Source organism: Portibacter lacus (assembly GCF_021533215.1).
Taxonomy (GTDB): Bacteria; Bacteroidota; Bacteroidia; order Chitinophagales; family Saprospiraceae; genus Portibacter; species Portibacter lacus.
The window spans coordinates 417,691-437,085 of the sequence record NZ_JAJNKA010000002.1 but is presented as its reverse complement, the minus strand read 5'-3'; the positions used below and the strand labels follow the sequence as shown (position 1 = coordinate 437,085).

The following is a 19,395-nucleotide window of genomic DNA, read 5'->3' as shown; positions in this document are numbered from 1 at the left end:
CTATGCTCCACACTAGAATGCTTTCAATATTAATATTGATCATCTTTCTGCCTTCCTGCAATGCTAAAAAACCAGACTTAGAAACCGTCACGGCTAAGGCGAAAGAAGAGGCAAGCTTAATAGATCAGAAAACAAAAGTCCGCGTTGTAAAAGCTACATTAGAAACTTTTACCATTCAGAAAATTCTGAGCGGACGAATCGAAGCAGATCGTAAAGTCAATATCAAATCAACATCAGATGGACAAATCATAAATTATAACCTATTAGAAGGTAAGTATATTAAAACAGGTGAAGTACTCATCGAACAGGATGCTCAGGAATTGCAATTACAGCTAGAACAGAGAAAAAATGAATATGATGATGCCATAATGTCTAAAAATGAAAGAATCATCAGAGATGGTGGATTTGCCGACCAAGACTCAAGTGTTAGTCCGCAAAAACTAGAATACATCAATATTCTTTCAGGATTAAATAAGGCACAATCTGCGCTAAAAGAAATTCAGTATAGACTTGAAGAAAAAAGAACACTCTCCCCGATATCTGGGTGGATAAGCGACATAAAAATCAATGATAAAGAATACATTAATGCTGGAGAAGAAATCTGCACCATTATAGACCCTTCCTCATTTGAAATTAAAATTATGATGTTAGAATCTGATGCCCTTTCCACAAAAATTGGAACATCGATCACTGCATATCCTCTACTTTCTCCAGATCAAGAAATAAAAGCAAACATATCGAAAATTAATCCAGTTGTTGACAAAAATGGACTTGTTACCATTTACGCAAAAATAATAGGCAGTGGTCAGCACCTTTTCGAAGGAATGAATGTCAGAGTAGAAGTAGAAAGCCATAAGAAAAATCAATTAATTGTTCCTAAGTCTGCATTAGTGTCCAGGTCAGATCGAGATGTGATCTTTGTCTATGATGAAGCGAGCGGATTAGCTAAGTGGAAATATGTTACTGTTGGTTATGAAAACAAAGATGCTCTTGCAATAATAGATGGTCTTGCGGAAGGGGATCTAGTTATCGCTGAAGGTAACCTCAATCTTGATCATGATGCGAAAGTTGAGCTTGCTGAAAGTTTAGAGAAATAAATATCACGTTCATTTAATTGTTAGGGATATCGTAAAATACTTAATATATCGACCTATTGCTGTACTGACCATTACCTTAGGTCTTGTGGTACTCTCATTATTTTTCGGCCGAGAAGTACCTATTTCCCTACTTCCTGACATTCCGATTCCTAAGATTAGTATTCAAGTATCTGCTTCTGAAAAAACAGCTAGGGTTATAGAAAACACCATAACTCGCCCTCTTAGAAACCAGTTATTACAATTGCACCATTTAGAAGATCTGCATTCTAGTAGCAGAAATGGATCAGCATACATCGACCTAACATTGAGGCATGGAACCGATACAGACCTTTCATTTATAGAAGCCAATGAAAAGGTAGATCAGGCAATGTCTTTCTTACCTAGAAACATCGATAGGCCCAGAGTAATTAAATCCAATATCTCTGATATTCCTGTATTCTATCTCGCAATCCTACCTAAAAATGAGGCAAATGAGGATTTAAGGCAGCTCTCAGAATTTACAGAAAAAGTGATTAAACGTCGATTAGAACAAGAAGAGGAAATCGCTTTTGCAGATCTGCATGGGCTTGAATATCCCGAGGTTATCGTTTTTCCGAATCAGAACTTACTCCAGTCTCTAGGTATTAATGAGGAAGAATTAGCCAGTGCCATTTCGAACAGCAACATAGATGTAGGAAATGTAATTATAAGAGATGGACAGTATCAATACAATGTAGAACTTAGCAATAAAATCGAAAAAATTGATGATTTAAAAAATGTATATGTTTCCATTCAGAATCAAATTTACCAACTCAAACAACTAGCTAATATCGTTGTTCGACCGAAAGACAAAAGAAGCGCATATACATTCGAAGGAAAAGAAGGCATTATAATGAGTGTGCGTAAAAAAGACGATGCGAATAACTTTTCTCTTAAAACAAAGATGGACACCCTGCTTGCAGATTTTAAGCTAAGCTATCCAGATTTAAATTTTAAAGTTATCAATGATCAGTCCGAGGTTCTGGAAATTAGTTATCAGAATCTAAGAACCTCTCTACTTTATGGCATCTTATTCAGTAGTATTATTCTTTTCTTTTTCTTTCGAGAATGGAGACTGCCTTTATTAATTATCATTACGGTTCCCTTAGGCTTGCTTCTAGCCCTTGGAGGTTTTTATTTATTAGGACTATCCATTAATATCATTTCTATTTCAGGCTTGATTCTAGGTGTAGGACTTATGATCGACAATGCAATTATTATTATTGACAATATTCGTCAAGAACAAAACAAACTAGCATTAAATGAAGCAATCACCGTAGGAACTAAAGATGTATTAAAACCCTTATTGAGCTCTGCGATGACGACATGTTCTGTATTTCTACCCTTAATATTAATAAGTGGAATTGCAGGCGCACTCTTTTACGATCAGGCTATTTCCATTAGCATAACATTAATTGCTTCGCTATTAGTATCAGCAGTTGTACTGCCCGTTCTTGCACGAATACTGATGAAAGACAAAAACCCATCTGAGAAAAAAGGAATCTGGGACAAAGGGCACCACAAAGCAGTCGTGTTTTTTCTAAAAAATAGGTTTTTACTTTTGGTTATTTTTCTCATTCTGAGTGCACTGGGAATTTTCCTAATCAGTCAGATTAATAGAACAGCATTCCCTGAATTAAGTACAGACGAATTAGAAGTTAGTATAGACTGGAATGAAAACATTGGCATAGAAGAAAGTATCATAAGGGTTAATCAACTGAGAGCATATTTATCAGATGACATCCTTTGGTTAAGTGCCATTATCGGTGAAAAACAATTTATATTAACAGCAGAGGAAAGTAGTATTAATGAATCCCAATTATTAATTAAGTCTAAAAGTAGTGAAGAAGCACTTTCGCTTGTAGAATCAATTACAGCTTATCTTTCACAACAATTCCCCAAAGCAGATTCTAAATCATTTCGTAAAAAAAATACCTTTGATTATCTTTTCTCTACGGACGAATATCCACTCATTTCATATGCCTATCCTAGTCAAAGTTCAGAACTGCCAGATCCTGAAGAAATTCAACCTCTTGTAGATGATATCAAAACTGTTATTCCAGAATTTGAAGTTCCTCCAGTCGATGAATTTCTGAATCTAACCATTCGATTAGACATTTTAGAGGAATATGGTGTTTCGTATGATGCCCTACTTTCTAAACTTAAGACCATTTTTAATGCTAATGCAATAACGGAAATGCGTTCCTCAGACAGAATGATCCCTATAGTAATAGGCCATTCTATGGAAAAAGAAGACTTTTATGATGCCATTCATAAGACATTAATTCAGAATAAAAATGGAAATAATATCCCTTTAGGTCAATTTATTTCTGTCCAGAAAAGAAGAGATTACAAAAGTATTAAAGGAACACTAGCTGGTGAAGCACTAGAAATACCGTCGATTAATTATCGAGAAGGATTAGAAGATGATCTTCGAAAACAGATTACTAAGGATGGCGACTTCTTTGTAAGCTTTGGTGGAAGTATCTATCAAACTAGAAAAATCATTAGCCAATTGTGGCGAATACTACTTATTGTCTTCATTCTTCTATACCTCATTCTTGCAGCTCAGTTCGAATCTCTGGTGCAACCGATTTTAGTTCTTGTGGATGTGCCATTATCTCTATTTGGCGGAATGTTGTTTCTATGGATTGGAGGGGAAACACTCAACTTGGTTTCCATGGTGGGGCTCATCATTACTGCAGGAATCATTGTGAATGATGCGATCCTAAAACTTGATATGATTAACAAGAACACGAGAAGTGGACAATCCGTAGATGAAGCCATTATTCATGCAAGTGGTCGCCGATTACGTCCTATCGTTATGACTTCCATCACGACTATTCTTGCCTTTCTTCCTGTATTGTTTTCATCCGGGATAGGTGCGGAAATTCAGAAGCCATTGGCTCTAACTGTAATAGGAGGATTAGTGGTAGGAACACTGAGCAGCTTGATTTTCTTGCCTGTATTGTATAGAATATTTAATCCGAAGAGAGTCATCCTTCATAAATCCACAAAGACATAGAAAATATACAAAAATATAGCTTTTCTATTATTATCTTTTTCCTTGCGGCAACCGCATGCAGTTATTTTTTTTTCGAAGGCTTAAATCTTCAGCTCAACCCACAAAGAAAGGCTAAGAAAATTTTTGTCACCGCTAGTTATCCTAATGCTCTTCCCTCAGCCGTAGAGTTAAAAGTAACGACGCCCTTAGAAGCTGGACTTTCTAGAATCGGAGGAATAGAGCGTATTTACTCCCGCTCTAATATCGGGCAAGCTGAGATCGAACTAGATGTAGCAGAGGATATAAATCTCGATTATTTAAGGTTTGAAGTCGCCAGTCGCGTTAGAGAAATCTACCCTTCACTTCCCCCAGCAACTAAATTTCCTGACATCAAACTTTCAGGACTGGAAGAAAACACCAATACCAGCTTACTTACCTATTCTTTGTTTTCCTCACTTTCTGCTGACAAGATATCTCGATATGCAAGCGACCAGTTAATTCCGCTGCTTTCTTTAGTAGAAGGTGTGAAGGAAATAAGACTAGAAGGAAGCGAAGAATCCGAATGGGTCATCGAGTATAACGTAGATAAAATGCTAGCAAGTAATATTACAAAGGAGGATATTCGAGCAGCAGTGAATACCTATGGTTTAGATGAATCTCTTTCTGAAGTAAATTATAATGAAGACATCATTTCTCTTAAACTAGGCCAAGCACAGCAGTCTAGTCTTTCTCATATGCTTGTGAAATCTGATTCCATTTTTAATTATTACCTAGATGATGTAGCAACAGTATTTCGAAAACCTAAAGAACGGAAATCGATATATCGAATTAACGGGAGGTCTAATGTTCGAATTCAATGCATTCCTGAGAAAAATGCTAACCATCTAGTCACAGCTGGATTATTAAAGGACAAGATCGAAGATGCTCGAGAAAAACTACCTCCGGGATACGATTTATTATTAGAAAATGATCAGACAGAATATCTAAGAGAAGAATTGCGAAAAATTCGCTTAAGGAGTCTTCTTTCGCTATCCCTTTTACTTTTGTTTGTAATTATTATTTACAGAAAGCTAAGTTATACGATCATTATTATCACTAGTCTTCTTGTAAACCTAGGTCTCGCAGTAATAGCGTACAATGTGATGGATGTCAATATTAATCTCTATGCGCTTGCGGCAATTACCATAAGTTTCGGAATTCTTATAGACAATGCACTCGTTATTCTTCATCATATTAGACACTACCAGAACCTTTCGATTTTTCCAGCTTTGATTTCTGCAACGCTAACTACCATTGCTTCGCTCATTGTAATATTCTTTCTTCCTGAGTTATGGCGTGAAAATCTGGAAGAGTTTGCGCGAGTAATTATGATTAACCTTTCCATTTCATTATTGGTTTCTTTTTTATTCGTTCCTGCATTGCAATATCGATGGGAGAGGAGGGAGGAGCAACAAGCTCTTGTAGAGAATAAAAATTTAAAAGCATTTTCATTCTGGGAAAGTCTTTTTTCCAAAATAAAGCAATATCGGCGATGGGTCATCGTGGCAAGCATATGGGCATTCGGGCTTCCCGTTTTTCTTATCCCTTCTGAAATAGAAGGGCTTTCATGGTATAACCATACCATTGGTTCAGAGACTTACCAGGAAGATATAAAGCCTTGGGTGGAAAAAATTCTAGGTGGGAGCTTTCGATTTTTTTATCGATACGTTTATGAACGAGGGAGTTTTAGAAACAATGAAGAGACAATTCTCTATGCCAATGTAAGACTACCAGATGGAAGTACATTAGAGCAATTAGACCAACTATGTGCCATGGTAGAATCCTACCTTTCTCAATATTTACCACATCAGGTGAAAAACTACATTTTAAATATCAGCAATGGCGAACGGGCATCTTTTCGTATCACATTCGTCGATCAAAATGATTATTACTTTCCTTTCGTTTTAAAAAACAGACTGACTTCAATGGCAGTGAATCTGGGTGGAGCAACATGGAATATTTACGGTGTGGGAAAGGGGTTTTCGAATGGCAGCTTTTCCAGACCGCCTCAGTTTAGTGTAAAGATGAGAGGATATAATTTACCAGAACTTCGTACTATTTCGAGTGCATTCGCGGAGCTCCTTGAGTCACATCCAAGGATTAAAGAAGTGGATACAGATGGGAACTTAGACTGGTACAGTCGGGAAAAATATGCTTTTCACTTTGATTATGATAAACGTGCTATGATTGCCTCGGGTTTCGAACTTGGAGACCTTTATGGTGTTATCCAGAATGTAAACCCATTAAGAGAGTTTGTAGGTTACTCAAGTGAAAATGTTCCGATCCGAATGATCAGTGATAATTCCATGTTAAAGGGGTTTTGGAATCTGAACAATGAGGTGATATCGAAAGACAGTAGTCAATTATCATTAAGTGGGATAAGCTCAGTGGAAAGGTTAAAACTACCTAGCAGTCTACACAAAGAAAACCAACAATATTTACTGCTTTTAAAATGGGAATACACAGGATCTGCGCGATTCGGTTATAAATACTTGGACGAATGTATCGAGAAATTCAGACCAACATTGCCATTAGGATATGAGTTGGAAAAGCTTCAAAACAGATTTTTTCAAGAAGAGGCTAAGAAGCAATACGGATTACTAGGATTGGTCATTGTATTGATTTTTATGATTTGTGCGGTACATTTTGAATCATTTCGCACAGCGATTTCGATTGTATTGATGATTCCTATTTCATTTATTGGCATATTTCTGACCTTCTACTTGTTTGATTTCACTTTTGACCAAGGAGGTTACACTTCCTTTATTCTGGTGAGTGGAATCACGGTGAATAGTATGATTCTGATATGGAGTGATTATAATCGCTTATCTGTGAAACATGGGCGAAGTGTAGCCATTTATACGAAGGCTTTTTCAGGAAAGATTACACCGATTTTGTTGACCATTTTTTCTACGATATTAGGACTAACACCATTTTTAATGTTTGGTGATCAGGAGCCATTTTGGTTTTCATTAGCAGTTGGTGCGATGGGAGGATTGTTTTTTTCTGTTTTTGCCGTGTGTTTAATTATGCCCGCATTTGTGAAATTTTCGAGGTCTTAGGCTTCATGGGAAGGTTTTAATTTTCAATTAAATTCAATTAAATTCAATTAAATTCAATTATGTTCAATTATGGGTGTTGTGTATGTGATTGAAAACAAATACATTACGAATGATAATCAAAATGTTTTAGCGCTAATTCACTTTGTTTCTTATTTTTTGATTAGAATTCAATTTTTTTAATAATGGATTCACAATATCAGCAAAAATGAAAAGATTTCGAGTTCTTACATTTACTCTTGTGATTTCAGTCACAGTATTTTTTTCAATGGCATTTTATAATTTGGGAGAGCCCTGCTTTTATATTGCAAATGACGGCAACCCCACAATAAATTGCGCCAGTTCCAACTGTGGCTGTTGCCTACAATGGACTTTGCCTGACAATTGCATATACACTGGGTCTGCTTCAGATTTTTGCGCATGTTATTAAAATACAAAGGGGCGTATGAAACTTAATATTTTAGAGGCTCTAAGAATTATCTTTATGATTCTGTGCTTTTCAGTTTTAATTAATTGTAATTCAACCGAAAACTTAGACTCTGTAGATATTTTAATTGATCTTGAAAATATCCCAAAGGTGAAACCAAGTACAATTTTTCCAGAAGTAGAATTCGTACCTTTAGAAACATCGGAAAAATCTCACATAAGGAGAATAAATCAAATTTTAATACATGATACTTATTTTTTTATTCTAGACAAGTCTCAGAATTCTATATTCACATTTGATGACAATGGGGATTTTAGGTATGAAATTAATAATCAAGGAGAAGGTCCAGGAAAATACAGTTCAATCGAATATTTCGCAATCTATAATAACAATCTAGAAATCTTAGATCCACGAGGGAAATTGTTTATATACGATCTTGAAGGTAATTATAAATCGTCAGTTAACCTTGATTTCATTTCAGTACATAGATTTTTTCATTTAGATGATAACTTGATTGTATTTTATTCTTTTGTAGATGATCCGCTATTGAAATTTTATTCTCTTGCAGAAGGGCGTTTACTTTCCGAACATCTTCCTAATACAGCGCATCGGGTTAGATTAATGGGATATATTATGAACCCATTCTTCATGAAAAATCAAAAGAACTACTTTATAAATGGTACTACCGGTAATATTTATCAACTAAACGAAAATTCCATAAAAAAAACGAATAATATTGACTTTGGGATAAATCAATTCGACCTTACCAATTACCCAAAAGAACAGAGCGAATCCCCAAAGTATTATTTAGACTTTCTTTTAGAAAACAATATTGTTCATCCTATCCTCTACTTTTTTCCAAATGAAGATATAGTGGTCGCTTATTATGAAGGGGAATTTCAAGTATTCAATCTACATAAAGACAACGGCGGGTCAATAAACTCCTCGAAAGTTGATTTACCTTATAACGTTAAAACTTTCATGCCTTTTATTTATTCTGACAATTCAACCGGGATTTATGGTTACACTACCGATATAGATAGTGCACTAATTTTTTTAAGCGACTTTCAAATTGGCCCTCGTCCTGATCTTCCTCGCAATGAATCAGCCAATGAACAAAATCCGATTATCATTAGGTTTAGTAAATGACTTTTTGTCTTATATACGGATTTAGGTTATTTTAGATTTGTATTATTTTTATTAAGATTATAAATCTACAACTGCGCTTATCGCGATGTAAGATCTTTGTGCTAAATCATCATACAAAACAAGATTGATGTCATCCCTAAAAGCGATAACATCAGGAGATTACTTTACAATGCAACTACTTCTTTATCATGTCCTTTCATGAGATAAAGGACGACTACAGGATTCGAAAATTCATTAATCTGATCTGCTACTTTATCCCAGTTAGAAGGGATTTTCTGATCACTTATATCCTCTAGTTGCATATTAATATATTCGGGATCGATGACGCCTATAATTTCATTCTTGTAAGAGCCAAAATTGTAGAAATACTCATATTCTGTTAGAAAAGGAAGGCCAGTATCATTGATAACTTTATCGTACAGGGTAGGCTCTCTAGTCTTTTTGTCATAAGACAGAAAGTGGGTACGGTTATTAAACCTACTTACATGAATGATTTTCTGACTTAGATCATAAACATTGTTCATATAACACATTTTATGTAAGGTTCTGCAAATATTATTTTTCACAGCACCTACGTCAGGGCCAGCTTGAATAATAGAATTTAATTCATTTTCTGTAATATTATACTTTCCTACATCATTTGTTATCTTATTAATCAACTTTCCACTCCTGTTTTCTACGATATAAAGAGATGGATTATAACCAAAATAAAAATAAAAGTTTTCTGAATTTATGATATCACTAAAATGATACAGTAGATCCAAAATATTTGAGGGATAATTATCTAGAAGAGGGTCCGCGGATAAGAATATACCTTTATTATCATATTTATGAAGCCCTTGAGCTGCATTATAACATAAAAAGCCAAATGCTGTTTTTTCGAATTCTTGATATCGATCTTGCAAAAAGATAGACTCCCCTATTTTAGAAAAGTCGAACGTGTTATACACTGAAATCTTGTCATCATGCAATACATAAAGTGTATCATTAAGAATTTCAATATCGCTAATCGTCACAATATTTTGTTGATCATTGCTCTCAGAAACGATCTGATGAACAAAATTTCCTTTTCGATCACAAATGATAAGATAACATGCATCTGGATATGGTGTATAAAGAAAGTAAATATGCTGATCTGTTATTTTTATTCTTTCAGAAACCCATCCAAAAGTATATGGTGCTTTAAGAGGTACAAAGGTGATGCTGTCTATATGTTCAGACATTATAAAGTCTTCTGGCTCATTGTAATTCACCACTTCTGCATGAGCTAAGTTATTAGTAACCTCACTTTGATTCTTATCCGAATTACAGGCTACTAATAAAATGGATAGCATAAACACCAATATGAAATTTGATATGAGTCTGCTAACCATTTTACTTTTATTCATAAAAATACTTTTTCTGTGCATTAATTGCAAAGAGTTTGAGAAGAAGGATTGCAATAACAGCCACCGCAATATGCCCAGCATACATCATATGTACCACCTCCTGGACAGGCCTTAGCTATTACCATAAGGTCATCTCCCATTCTAGCATTTGCTGGTGATGGACTAATAATAAGGAAAGCAAATAGGGGTAACACTGTGAAAAGCAAAACTTTTATTAATTTTTTCATTGACTCAAAGTTTAAATATTAAGAAAAATATTGAAAATCTAACAGCAGTTTTAAAGGGAATCCATTTACATGCTGTACTTAAATATAGATTCAAATAAACATTTATTAAAGAGCTGAAACAATTAGCTTCAATTAAATTCAATTAAATTCAATTAAATTCAATTAAATTTTTAAGCTGACCAAAATTTTATAATTACACCTCCATTTTCACACAGTTTTCTTATTTTTAAGTTCATCACCTAGCTTAATAACTATGAAAACATTTCTTGCGTCCTTCCTATTTTTAATTTCTTCAATTATTTTATACTCTCAAGAAGATACCTTAAGAATTTCTTTAGTTGAGGCACTTGATAAAGGACTTTCAAATGCACTAGAAATTAAAGCCCATGATTTAAAAATCACAGAAGGTGAACTCAACCTGCTAAAATTTAATGAATCTTTAAAACCCAATTTCTACCTAGATGGAATTCTTCCTAACCTTTCAAGAGCAATAGAATCTAGACCATTACCAGATGGAAGAGATGCTTTCGTTAATCGATCCACCATGTACAATAGCATTGGAATATCTGCAGATTATGAACTTCCTGGAAATTTTGGAAAACTCACAGCAGTTAGCAGTATTCAAAGACTTGATATTCTAAGAACTCAGACTTTACCTTATTCTAGAAATTACTTTTTCACACCTTTTAAACTTGGCTATCAATACTCTCCCTTTCAATTTGATGAAACGAAATGGGAGCGAGAACGCATTAATATCCTTTCGGAAAAATTGACCTTAGAAAAAAGTCACGTCCGTGAACAGATCATTTCAGAAATTATAGAAAAATACTGCTCGACTTTTGAACTACAACAAGAACTTGAAATCCTCCTAGAAGCAGCAGAAAATAATGATAGGCTAACTCAAATTCAAAGCAGATTATATGATCTCGGTGCCATAGGAAAAATAGAAATTCTTCGTCTAGAATTAGAGAAAAAAATACTAACTGAAAATATTGAGGAATTAAAGTCATCTCTAACCATCAATATGATAGCGTTGAATGAATTTATTCAAATTCAGGCCTTCGATAATCGTGCAATCCAACTTATGAAACCTAACATTGATTTGCCTAGTGACATGAACACAATAGAAGTGAAGGATGCATTTGCAAACAACACTTACTTCAATTATAAAAATTATGCTCTTCAGAAAGATTTAGAAGCAGAAATCAATCGAATCGATCAAACAAAAGACATATCATTATCTATTTCTGCATCGGGCGGGGCTAATAATACAAATACTGATATTGATCAATTGTTGATAGGAATGCAAGATCAGGAGAATTTAGGAATTTCTTTTTCGATACCTTTAAATGGTTATAAAGAAAGAAAAATTAACCTAGAAATTGCTAAAGAACAATATGTACAACAAGAGATCATTTTTGCTCAAGAAAGGCAAGATGTAGAAATGGATTTAGAATCTCTGGTAACCACTTTTAATAATCTTAAAACCAGATTAAATTATGTGGAAGACCGCTTAAAACAATCAGAAGAGATTTATTTATTATCTCAGCGGGAATATCTTGCAGGCGCTGTAACTCTTACTGATTTAAATGATGCTCGTTCACAAATGATAAATGATTCTAGTAATCAAGTTAGTTTGAACCTTGACTTGATTATAACCTACTTTAAGATTAGGTCTATATGTCTATTCGACTTCGTCAGTAATACAATGCTTGTCCAATAAATTCCTACTTTTGAAAAGCTGTATCAGCGCAAATTGCAGGTTTATATGATCAAGTTTAATTATCAACATTAATCCTCCTGCTTCGGAAAAACATCATCCAACTTAATCTTCATCTCTGGGAAAATGCTCGAATAAAGCTCATCTTCCTTTCCAAATGCCTTAAATTTCTGATATTTTCCGTTCTCTAATACATAGATCACCACGGCTTCTACTTCTGGCATTACTATCCAATACTCCCGAACACCAGATTCCTCATAAACTGAATACTTATATTCCAGATCTTTCTTCGAAGTATTCGGTGAAATGATTTCTATGACCAGGTCTGGTACTCCAAAACAGCCTGCTTTTTCTATTTTCGATGAATCACAAATGATGCAAAGATCTGGCTGAACAACGGTATTGGACTGATTTCTCTTTTTATTTTCAATAGGTAGAATGACGTCGAAGGGTGCGTGATAAAGATTACATTCAGATTTTTTAAATATACTATGAAGTTCTCCAGTAAGATTCGTACTGATTCTTTGATGATTAGACGAAGGTGCTGGAGACATCTTGAATATCTTTCCTCTTATCAGTTCCACCATTTCTTCGAAGTCGAATTTCAGATAATCGGCATAGGTATATTTATCACTATAGAGCGAAACTGGCTCTTCTACTTGATTTTTCTTGTCTTCAGTTTTCATCATTTTAAATTTACTTAACAATCAACATTAATCCTCCTGCTTCGGAAAAACATCATCCAACTTAATCTTCATCTCTGGGAAAATGCTCGAATAAAGCTCATCTTCCTTTCCAAATGCCTTAAATTGCTCATACTTTTTATCTACTAGAACATGGATAATAACTGCTTCTTCACCAGGGAGTACTGTCCAATATTCCCTGACTCCTGATTCTTCATAAATTGAATATTTATATTCTAGGTCTTTTTTCAAGGTATTCGGTGATATGATTTCGATGACCAAGTCTGGTGCTCCAAAACAGCCTGCTTTTTCTATTTTCGATGAATCACAAATGATGCAGAGATCAGGCTGCACAACAGTATTAGACTGATTTCTCTTTTTATTTTCAATGGGAAGAATGACGTCGAAGGGAGCACTAAAAAGTTCACACGCAGATTTCTTGAATTTCTGATATAGTTCTCCATGCAAATTACCGCTTATCTTCTGATGATTCGATGAAGGTGCGGGAGACATCTTAAATAGCTTCCCCCGAATCAATTCCACCATTTCTTCGAATTCAAACTTCAAATAATCAGCATAGGTATATTTATCACTATAGAGCGAAACTGGCTCTTCTACTTGATTTTTCTTGTTTTCAGTTTTCATCATTTAAATTTATTTGACAATCAACATTAATCCACCTGCTCCGGAAAAACATCTTGCAATTTTACTTTCAGTTCTGGAAATATGCTCGAGTAAAGCTCATCTTCCTTTCCAAATGCCTTAAATTTCTGATATTTTCCGTTCTCTAATACATAGATCATCACGGCTTCTACTTCTGGCATTACTATCCAATATTCCTGCACTCCGGATTCCTCATAAACTGAATACTTATATTCCAGATCTTTCTTCGAAGTATACGGTGAAATGATTTCTATGACCAGGTCTGGAGCTCCGAAACAGCCCGCCTTTTCTATCTTTGAAGCATCACATATAATGCATAAGTCAGGCTGGACAACTGTGTTAGATTGATTCTTTTTCTTATTTTCTACAGGTAGGATCACGTCAAAAGGTGCAATGAAAAGCTCACAATTCTTTTTATTAAACAATTTCCTAACTTCAAAATGTAAATTACTTACTATCCTCTGATGATTCGATGAAGGAGCAGGAGACATCTTAAATATCTTTCCACGAATTAGTTCCACCATTTCCTCGAAGTCGAAATTCAGATAATCGGCATAAGTGTAATGCTCACTATAAAGTGAAACCGGTTCTTCTACGTGGTTCTTTTTGTCTTCAGTTTTCATCATTTTAAATTTAATTAACAATCACCATTAATCCACCTGCTCTGGAAAAACATCTTCCAATTTTACTTTCAGCTCTGGAAATATGCTCGAATAAAGCACATCTTCCTTTCCAAATGCCTTAAATTTCTGATATCTTCCGTTTTCTATTACATAGATCACCACGGCTTCTACTTCTGGCATTACAGTCCAATATTCCTGCACACAGGATTCCTCATAAACTGAATACTTATATTCCAGATCTTTCTTCGAGGTATTCGGTGAAAGTATTTCTATAACTAAGTCTGGAGCTCCGAAACAGCCCGCCTTTTCTATCTTTGAAGCATCACATATAATGCATAAGTCAGGCTGGACAACAGTATTAGATTGATTTCTCTTTTTATTTTCAACAGGAAGAATAACATCGAATGGGGCAATGAACAGTTCGCATTTAGACCTCTTAAATAGATGATCTACTTCCCTAGTTAAATTTCTACTTATCCTCTGATGATTCGATGAAGGCGCTGGAGACATCTTGAATATCTTTCCTCTTATCAACTCCACCATCTCCTCAAACTCAAACTTTAGATAATCGGCATAAGTATAGTTCTCCTTATACAATGTTAAAGGTTCATCAACTTTATTTTTTTCATCTTCCTCTTTCATAGACCAATGTTTAACCTTTAAAGTTAACGGTTTAAAAATTAATTAGCAATTCAGAAAAGTAATATTCTCAAACTTAAACACTTGTTAATCAGAAGGCATATTATACCTTCATCTATTTTTATCCTCTCCGTTTAAGTAACTAGTAAATTTTATTTCTGTATTTTTGCGCCATGTTTCCAGAATACGATGTAATAGTAGTAGGTGGTGGTCATGCAGGTTGCGAAGCAGCAGTCGCTGCAGCTAATATGGGCTCGAAAGTCATGTTAGCAACCATGAATATGAATACCATAGCACAAATGTCTTGTAATCCTGCCATGGGTGGAGTTGCTAAAGGCCAAATAGTTCGTGAAATAGACGCTTTAGGTGGCTATTCAGGTATTGTTACGGACCATACCATGATTCAGTTTCGAATGCTGAACATGTCTAAAGGTCCTGCAATGTGGAGTCCTCGAGCACAATCTGACCGAATGATGTTCGCCGAAAAGTGGCGTTTAATGCTTGAAGGAAATGAAAACATTGACTTCTGGCAAGAGATGGTCACAGGCCTAGTCATAAAAGATGGAAGAGCGGTGGGAGTTCGAACAGGTATTGGTTTAGAAATTCCTGCGAAGTCTGTCATTCTAACAAATGGTACTTTTCTAAATGGACTCATTCACATCGGAGATAAAAATTTCGGTGGCGGAAGAGCTGGAGAAAGAGCATCCACAGGAATTACAGAACAACTGGAAACGCTGGGTTTTGAATCAGGTAGAATGAAAACCGGAACTCCTCCGAGAGTAGATGGCAGAAGTCTAAACTGGGATGCAATGGAAGTTCAGCCAGGTGATGAAGTAGCAGGAAAATTTTCCTATACTGATACTCCTAGACTAGAAAAACAGAGACCATGTCACATCACTTATACCAATAAAAAGGTACACGAAATTCTTAAAACTGGATTCGACAGATCTCCTTTATTTAATGGTTCGATTAGAGGTACAGGTCCTCGGTATTGTCCGAGTATCGAAGATAAAATAGACCGTTTCGCTGATCGCGATAGACATCAGTTATTTGTAGAACCAGAAGGTTGGAAAACAGTAGAAATCTATGTCAATGGATTTTCGTCGTCCTTACCTGAAGAGGTACAATACAAAGCGATGAGACTTATTCCTGGCTTTGAAAATGCCAAGATGTTTAGACCTGGATACGCTATAGAATATGATTATTTTCAGCCTACACAATTGAAAGCTAATCTAGAAACAAGATTGGTCAGCAATCTATTTTTTGCAGGACAGATTAATGGAACGACAGGTTACGAAGAAGCTGCTTCCCAAGGTTTAATGGCAGGTATTAATGCTCATCTCGCCATTAATGAAAAAGATCCATTCATCTTGAAAAGGTCTGATGCTTATATAGGTGTGTTAATCGATGACTTAATCAACAAAGGGACTACAGAGCCTTATAGAATGTTTACATCCAGAGCGGAATTCAGAATCTTGCTACGTCAGGACAATGCGGATATCCGATTGACTCCGATTGCTAAGGCGATAGGTATGAATCACATGGATGAAAGAATAGAACGAGTAGAAGTGAAAGCCGCTTCAGCTGCCGCTGTCGAGAAATATTTCGAAGAGGTAAGTGTTACGCCAGAGGTTGTGAATGCAATGCTAGCTGAAAAAGGCACAACACCATTAAAGCAAAAAGTTAAACTTAAAAGTGTTCTCTCGAGACCGCAGGTTAATCTAGAAGATATCCGCGGAAAGGTTGATCACTTAGACGATTTCTTGAAGCGATTCGAGCAGGAAAGCATCAGACTTGCTGAAATCAATATGAAATATGAAGGTTACTTGGCGAAAGAGCAAGATGTTGCAGACAAGATGAATAGGCTTGAAGAAGTAAAACTAGGTGAAAACATTCATTATGATGGCTTGCAATCTCTTTCTGCGGAAGCTAGAGAAAAACTGAACAAACTTAAGCCGATGACCATTGGCCAAGCAAGCAGAATCAGTGGAGTATCACCTTCGGATATTTCGGTTTTATTGGTTCACATGGGCCGATAGTTAACTCGTTTTAAAGCGATATAACCGTTTGGAAATTATAGTAATTTTAATGGAGTAGTCTATTTTGCTTAGCTGATAAGTAAATAGCCTTCTTTCTAACTAACTCAGTGACTTTAAAATTATTTAAATGAAAAACTTATTACTTCTAGCAACGATTATCTTATTCTTTTGTCAGTGTAATTCTGGAAAAAATACAGAGAATCCGAATAGTGAATTACCCAAAATTGCAATCGCAGGTTTAGCAATAGAGTCCAGTACTTTTTCACCAGCAAAAACACATGAAGAAGCTTTTCAAGCAAAAATTGGAGAAGATATTTTCGAAATTTATCCCTTTCTAAAAGAAGGTTCAGAAGCTAGAAATAATGCACGATGGTATCCAGCGCTCAAGGGTCACTCCCTACCAGGTGGAATAGTTACGAAAGAAGCCTATGAATCTCTAGTGAAGCAATTACTTGAGAACCTCGAAGCTAATAAACCATACGATGGTTTGTTTTTTGATATTCATGGAGCGATGAGTGTAGAAGAGCTCGATGATCCCGAAGGTGACCTCATCAAAAGAGTTAGAAAAGTAATCGGAAAGGAAACAATCATCTCAACTTGCATGGACCTCCACGGAAATGTTTCTGAAACACTCGCAAAACACACCGATTTAATGACATGCTACCGAATGGCACCGCATGAAGATGCCATGGAATCTAAACAAAGGGCTGTTGACAATTTAATAGAAAGGTTAGCATCAGGAAAAGGACGACCACAATACAAAGCCTGGATTCCAGTTCCCATCTTACTTCCTGGTGAAAAAACAAGTACACGGATAGAACCAGCAAAGAGTCTTTATGCTGAGATTCCTGCCATTGCAGACCAAGAAGGTGTCATAGATGCAGCGATCTGGGTAGGATATGCTTGGGCAGACGAGCCAAGGAATCATGCCGTCGTCATGGTCACTGGAGATGATAAAGAAAAAGTAACCAAGGGTGCTGAAAAGTTAGCCTCTAAGTTTTGGGAAGTTAGAAACGAATTTGAATTTGTAGCCCCAGTTGCAAGCTTAGAGGAAAGTCTAGAAATGGCATTAAATGCGGAAGAGAAGCCATTTATTATTAGTGATATGGGAGACAATCCTACAGCTGGTGGTGCTGGAGATGTTACTTGGACTATTACTGAAATACTTAAGCGAAATGAATTTAAGTCGGAAGACGGACCAGAACTAATTTATGCATCTATACCAGGACCAGAATTTGTTGCAGAAGCTATAAAACTAGGCGTTGGTGCTGAAATAAAAGCAACCGCTGGTGCTGCAGTCGATCACCGATACGCTCCACCTGTTATGCTTAACGGAAAAATCCTAGCTATAGAACATGGAGACAAACATGCAGAAACTGAAGTGGTCGTTCAGGTTGGAAGCGCTAAAGTTATCGTTACAAAAAAACGTAAACCCTATCACAAAATTAAAGACTTTACAAATCTTGGCCTAGATCCTTCGAATGCAGACATCGTCATGGTGAAAATTGGTTATTTGGTGCCGGAATTATATGATATCCGTGCTGGTTGGATTATGGCGCTGACTCCAGGTGGTGTGGATCAAGATTTACAAAGACTAGATTACAAAAGAATAAATAGACCCATGTTTCCACTTGATAAAGACATGGAAACTCCTGATCTTAGCGCTAGACTTATTCCGCTTTCGAATGAATGAAAAAGAAATTCTTGATTTTCATTATTCTCCTATACAACCATCTGCTAAGCAAGCATCTGGCTATATCGATTATCAAGAAATTTCTCCTTGTCGAAGCCTAGAAAATCTAATCTTTTGTTACTGGCAACTGAAGACCTCTCGACCATTGAAGGAGGATTACGAGTATCGCGTAGTGGCGGACGGTTGCATCGATATATTTTTTGATCTAAACAATCCTGTAGATAGTTCAGTTATGGGATTTTGTAGAAAATTTACAACGTTTCCGATCGGAAAAGATTTTAACTATATTGGAATTCGATTCTTTCCATCCATTTTCTCTCAACTTTTTTCGGTCAATGCTAAAGCACTTAGCAATAAATCAACTCCACTTACAGAAGTCCAGCCGCAGTTGGCAAGATTGATTAAGGATTCCTTTTCCCCCTCGCATCAACTCCATGAAATTGCTTCTGTCTTTAATAATTTTCTAGGCCAATTTATAAAAGACCACAAGTTTGACTTAGATGGCCGATTCTATGATGCTATTAACATCATTCTTCTAAGTAAAGGGAAGGTTGATATCGAAACAGAACTAAATACTGGCCTCAGTCCGAGACAACTCAGAAGAGTATTTAATTATTACATTGGCACTACACCAAAGTCTTTCAGCAAGGTCGTTCGATTCCAGTATATCTTGAATGCTTCTCATTCAAATAAAGACCTCAAAACCAATAAGTATTACTATGAAATGGGATATTATGATCAAGCACATTTCATCAAAGAATTTAAAAATTACTACGGTGTTACACCGAAAGAGGCTTTCTTGTAGATACCTTAATTATTCAAGTTCAGAACTCTACTTTTCAGCGGAAAACCTGCCAAGTGGAATTTACCTTGTTTCCTTAGCTAGTTATAAAAATATAGAAACTACCTTGGTAAACTTAATTAAAA

At 35.7% G+C, this 19,395-nt stretch carries 14 protein-coding genes; 8 read left to right on the top strand and 6 right to left on the bottom strand.

From position 1 onward, the window contains the following. Positions 1-2 precede the first annotated feature (2 nt). From L2586_RS04290 to L2586_RS04275, 4 genes are all read left to right on the top strand, one after another. Positions 3-1,097, top strand: coding sequence for an efflux RND transporter periplasmic adaptor subunit (locus L2586_RS04290; RefSeq protein WP_235291554.1), 1,095 nt, complete (start codon positions 3-5; stop codon positions 1,095-1,097). Between the two features lie 16 nt (positions 1,098-1,113). Further along, positions 1,114-4,140 carry an efflux RND transporter permease subunit gene (locus L2586_RS04285; protein ID WP_317218950.1) on the top strand — a complete coding sequence of 1,009 codons (3,027 nt, stop codon included), beginning with the start codon at positions 1,114-1,116 and terminating at the stop codon, positions 4,138-4,140. After that, positions 4,125-7,220 carry an efflux RND transporter permease subunit gene (locus tag L2586_RS24625; RefSeq protein ID WP_317218949.1) on the top strand — a complete coding sequence of 1,032 codons (3,096 nt, stop codon included), beginning with the start codon at positions 4,125-4,127 and terminating at the stop codon, positions 7,218-7,220. The genes L2586_RS04285 and L2586_RS24625 overlap by 16 nt, the downstream gene beginning before the upstream one ends. Before the next feature lie 442 nt (positions 7,221-7,662). Then, positions 7,663-8,793 (top strand): 6-bladed beta-propeller, encoded by a 1,131-nt coding sequence (locus L2586_RS04275; RefSeq protein WP_235291552.1) that lies wholly within the window; start codon positions 7,663-7,665, stop codon positions 8,791-8,793. 164 nt (positions 8,794-8,957) lie between these two features. Here the strand turns inward: L2586_RS04275 and L2586_RS04270 are convergent, their stop codons facing one another. Both L2586_RS04270 and L2586_RS04265 read right to left on the bottom strand, forming a co-directional pair. Then, on the bottom strand, positions 8,958-10,181 hold the full coding sequence (locus L2586_RS04270) for a 6-bladed beta-propeller (protein WP_235291551.1): 1,224 nt from the start codon (positions 10,179-10,181) through the stop codon (positions 8,958-8,960). 20 nt (positions 10,182-10,201) lie between these two features. After that, positions 10,202-10,408: a hypothetical protein gene (locus L2586_RS04265; RefSeq protein ID WP_235291550.1), complete on the bottom strand. Its 207-nt coding sequence runs from the start codon at positions 10,406-10,408 to the stop codon at positions 10,202-10,204. A 253-nt stretch (positions 10,409-10,661) separates the two neighbouring features. Here L2586_RS04265 and L2586_RS04260 point away from each other — a divergent pair, with 253 nt between their 5' ends. Next, positions 10,662-12,131 carry a TolC family protein gene (locus tag L2586_RS04260; protein WP_235291549.1) on the top strand — a complete coding sequence of 490 codons (1,470 nt, stop codon included), beginning with the start codon at positions 10,662-10,664 and terminating at the stop codon, positions 12,129-12,131. 68 nt (positions 12,132-12,199) lie between these two features. Here L2586_RS04260 and L2586_RS04255 read toward each other — a convergent pair whose 3' ends face one another. From L2586_RS04255 to L2586_RS04240, 4 genes are read right to left on the bottom strand one after another with little or no spacing between them, the layout of a single operon-like run. Then, entirely contained in the window at positions 12,200-12,814 is a 615-nt protein-coding gene (locus L2586_RS04255; protein WP_235291548.1) for a Uma2 family endonuclease, read from the bottom strand. 27 nt (positions 12,815-12,841) lie between these two features. After that, positions 12,842-13,459, bottom strand: a complete 618-nt coding sequence (locus L2586_RS04250; protein WP_235291547.1) for a Uma2 family endonuclease — start codon at positions 13,457-13,459, stop codon at positions 12,842-12,844. 23 nt (positions 13,460-13,482) lie between these two features. Next, positions 13,483-14,100 (bottom strand): Uma2 family endonuclease, encoded by a 618-nt coding sequence (locus L2586_RS04245; RefSeq protein WP_235291546.1) that lies wholly within the window; start codon positions 14,098-14,100, stop codon positions 13,483-13,485. 24 nt (positions 14,101-14,124) lie between these two features. Continuing rightward, positions 14,125-14,739, bottom strand: coding sequence for a Uma2 family endonuclease (locus L2586_RS04240; RefSeq protein ID WP_235291545.1), 615 nt, complete (start codon positions 14,737-14,739; stop codon positions 14,125-14,127). A 170-nt stretch (positions 14,740-14,909) separates the two neighbouring features. On the opposite strand from L2586_RS04240, the gene mnmG reads away from it, so the two are divergent. From mnmG to L2586_RS04225, 3 genes are all read left to right on the top strand, one after another. Next, positions 14,910-16,775, top strand: coding sequence for a tRNA uridine-5-carboxymethylaminomethyl(34) synthesis enzyme MnmG (gene mnmG, locus L2586_RS04235; protein ID WP_235291544.1), 1,866 nt, complete (start codon positions 14,910-14,912; stop codon positions 16,773-16,775). Between the two features lie 127 nt (positions 16,776-16,902). Further along, positions 16,903-18,468: a M81 family metallopeptidase gene (locus tag L2586_RS04230; RefSeq protein ID WP_235291543.1), complete on the top strand. Its 1,566-nt coding sequence runs from the start codon at positions 16,903-16,905 to the stop codon at positions 18,466-18,468. Then, positions 18,461-19,273, top strand: a complete 813-nt coding sequence (locus L2586_RS04225; RefSeq protein WP_235291542.1) for a helix-turn-helix domain-containing protein — start codon at positions 18,461-18,463, stop codon at positions 19,271-19,273. The genes L2586_RS04230 and L2586_RS04225 overlap by 8 nt, the downstream gene beginning before the upstream one ends. The last annotated feature ends 122 nt before the right edge of the window (positions 19,274-19,395 follow it).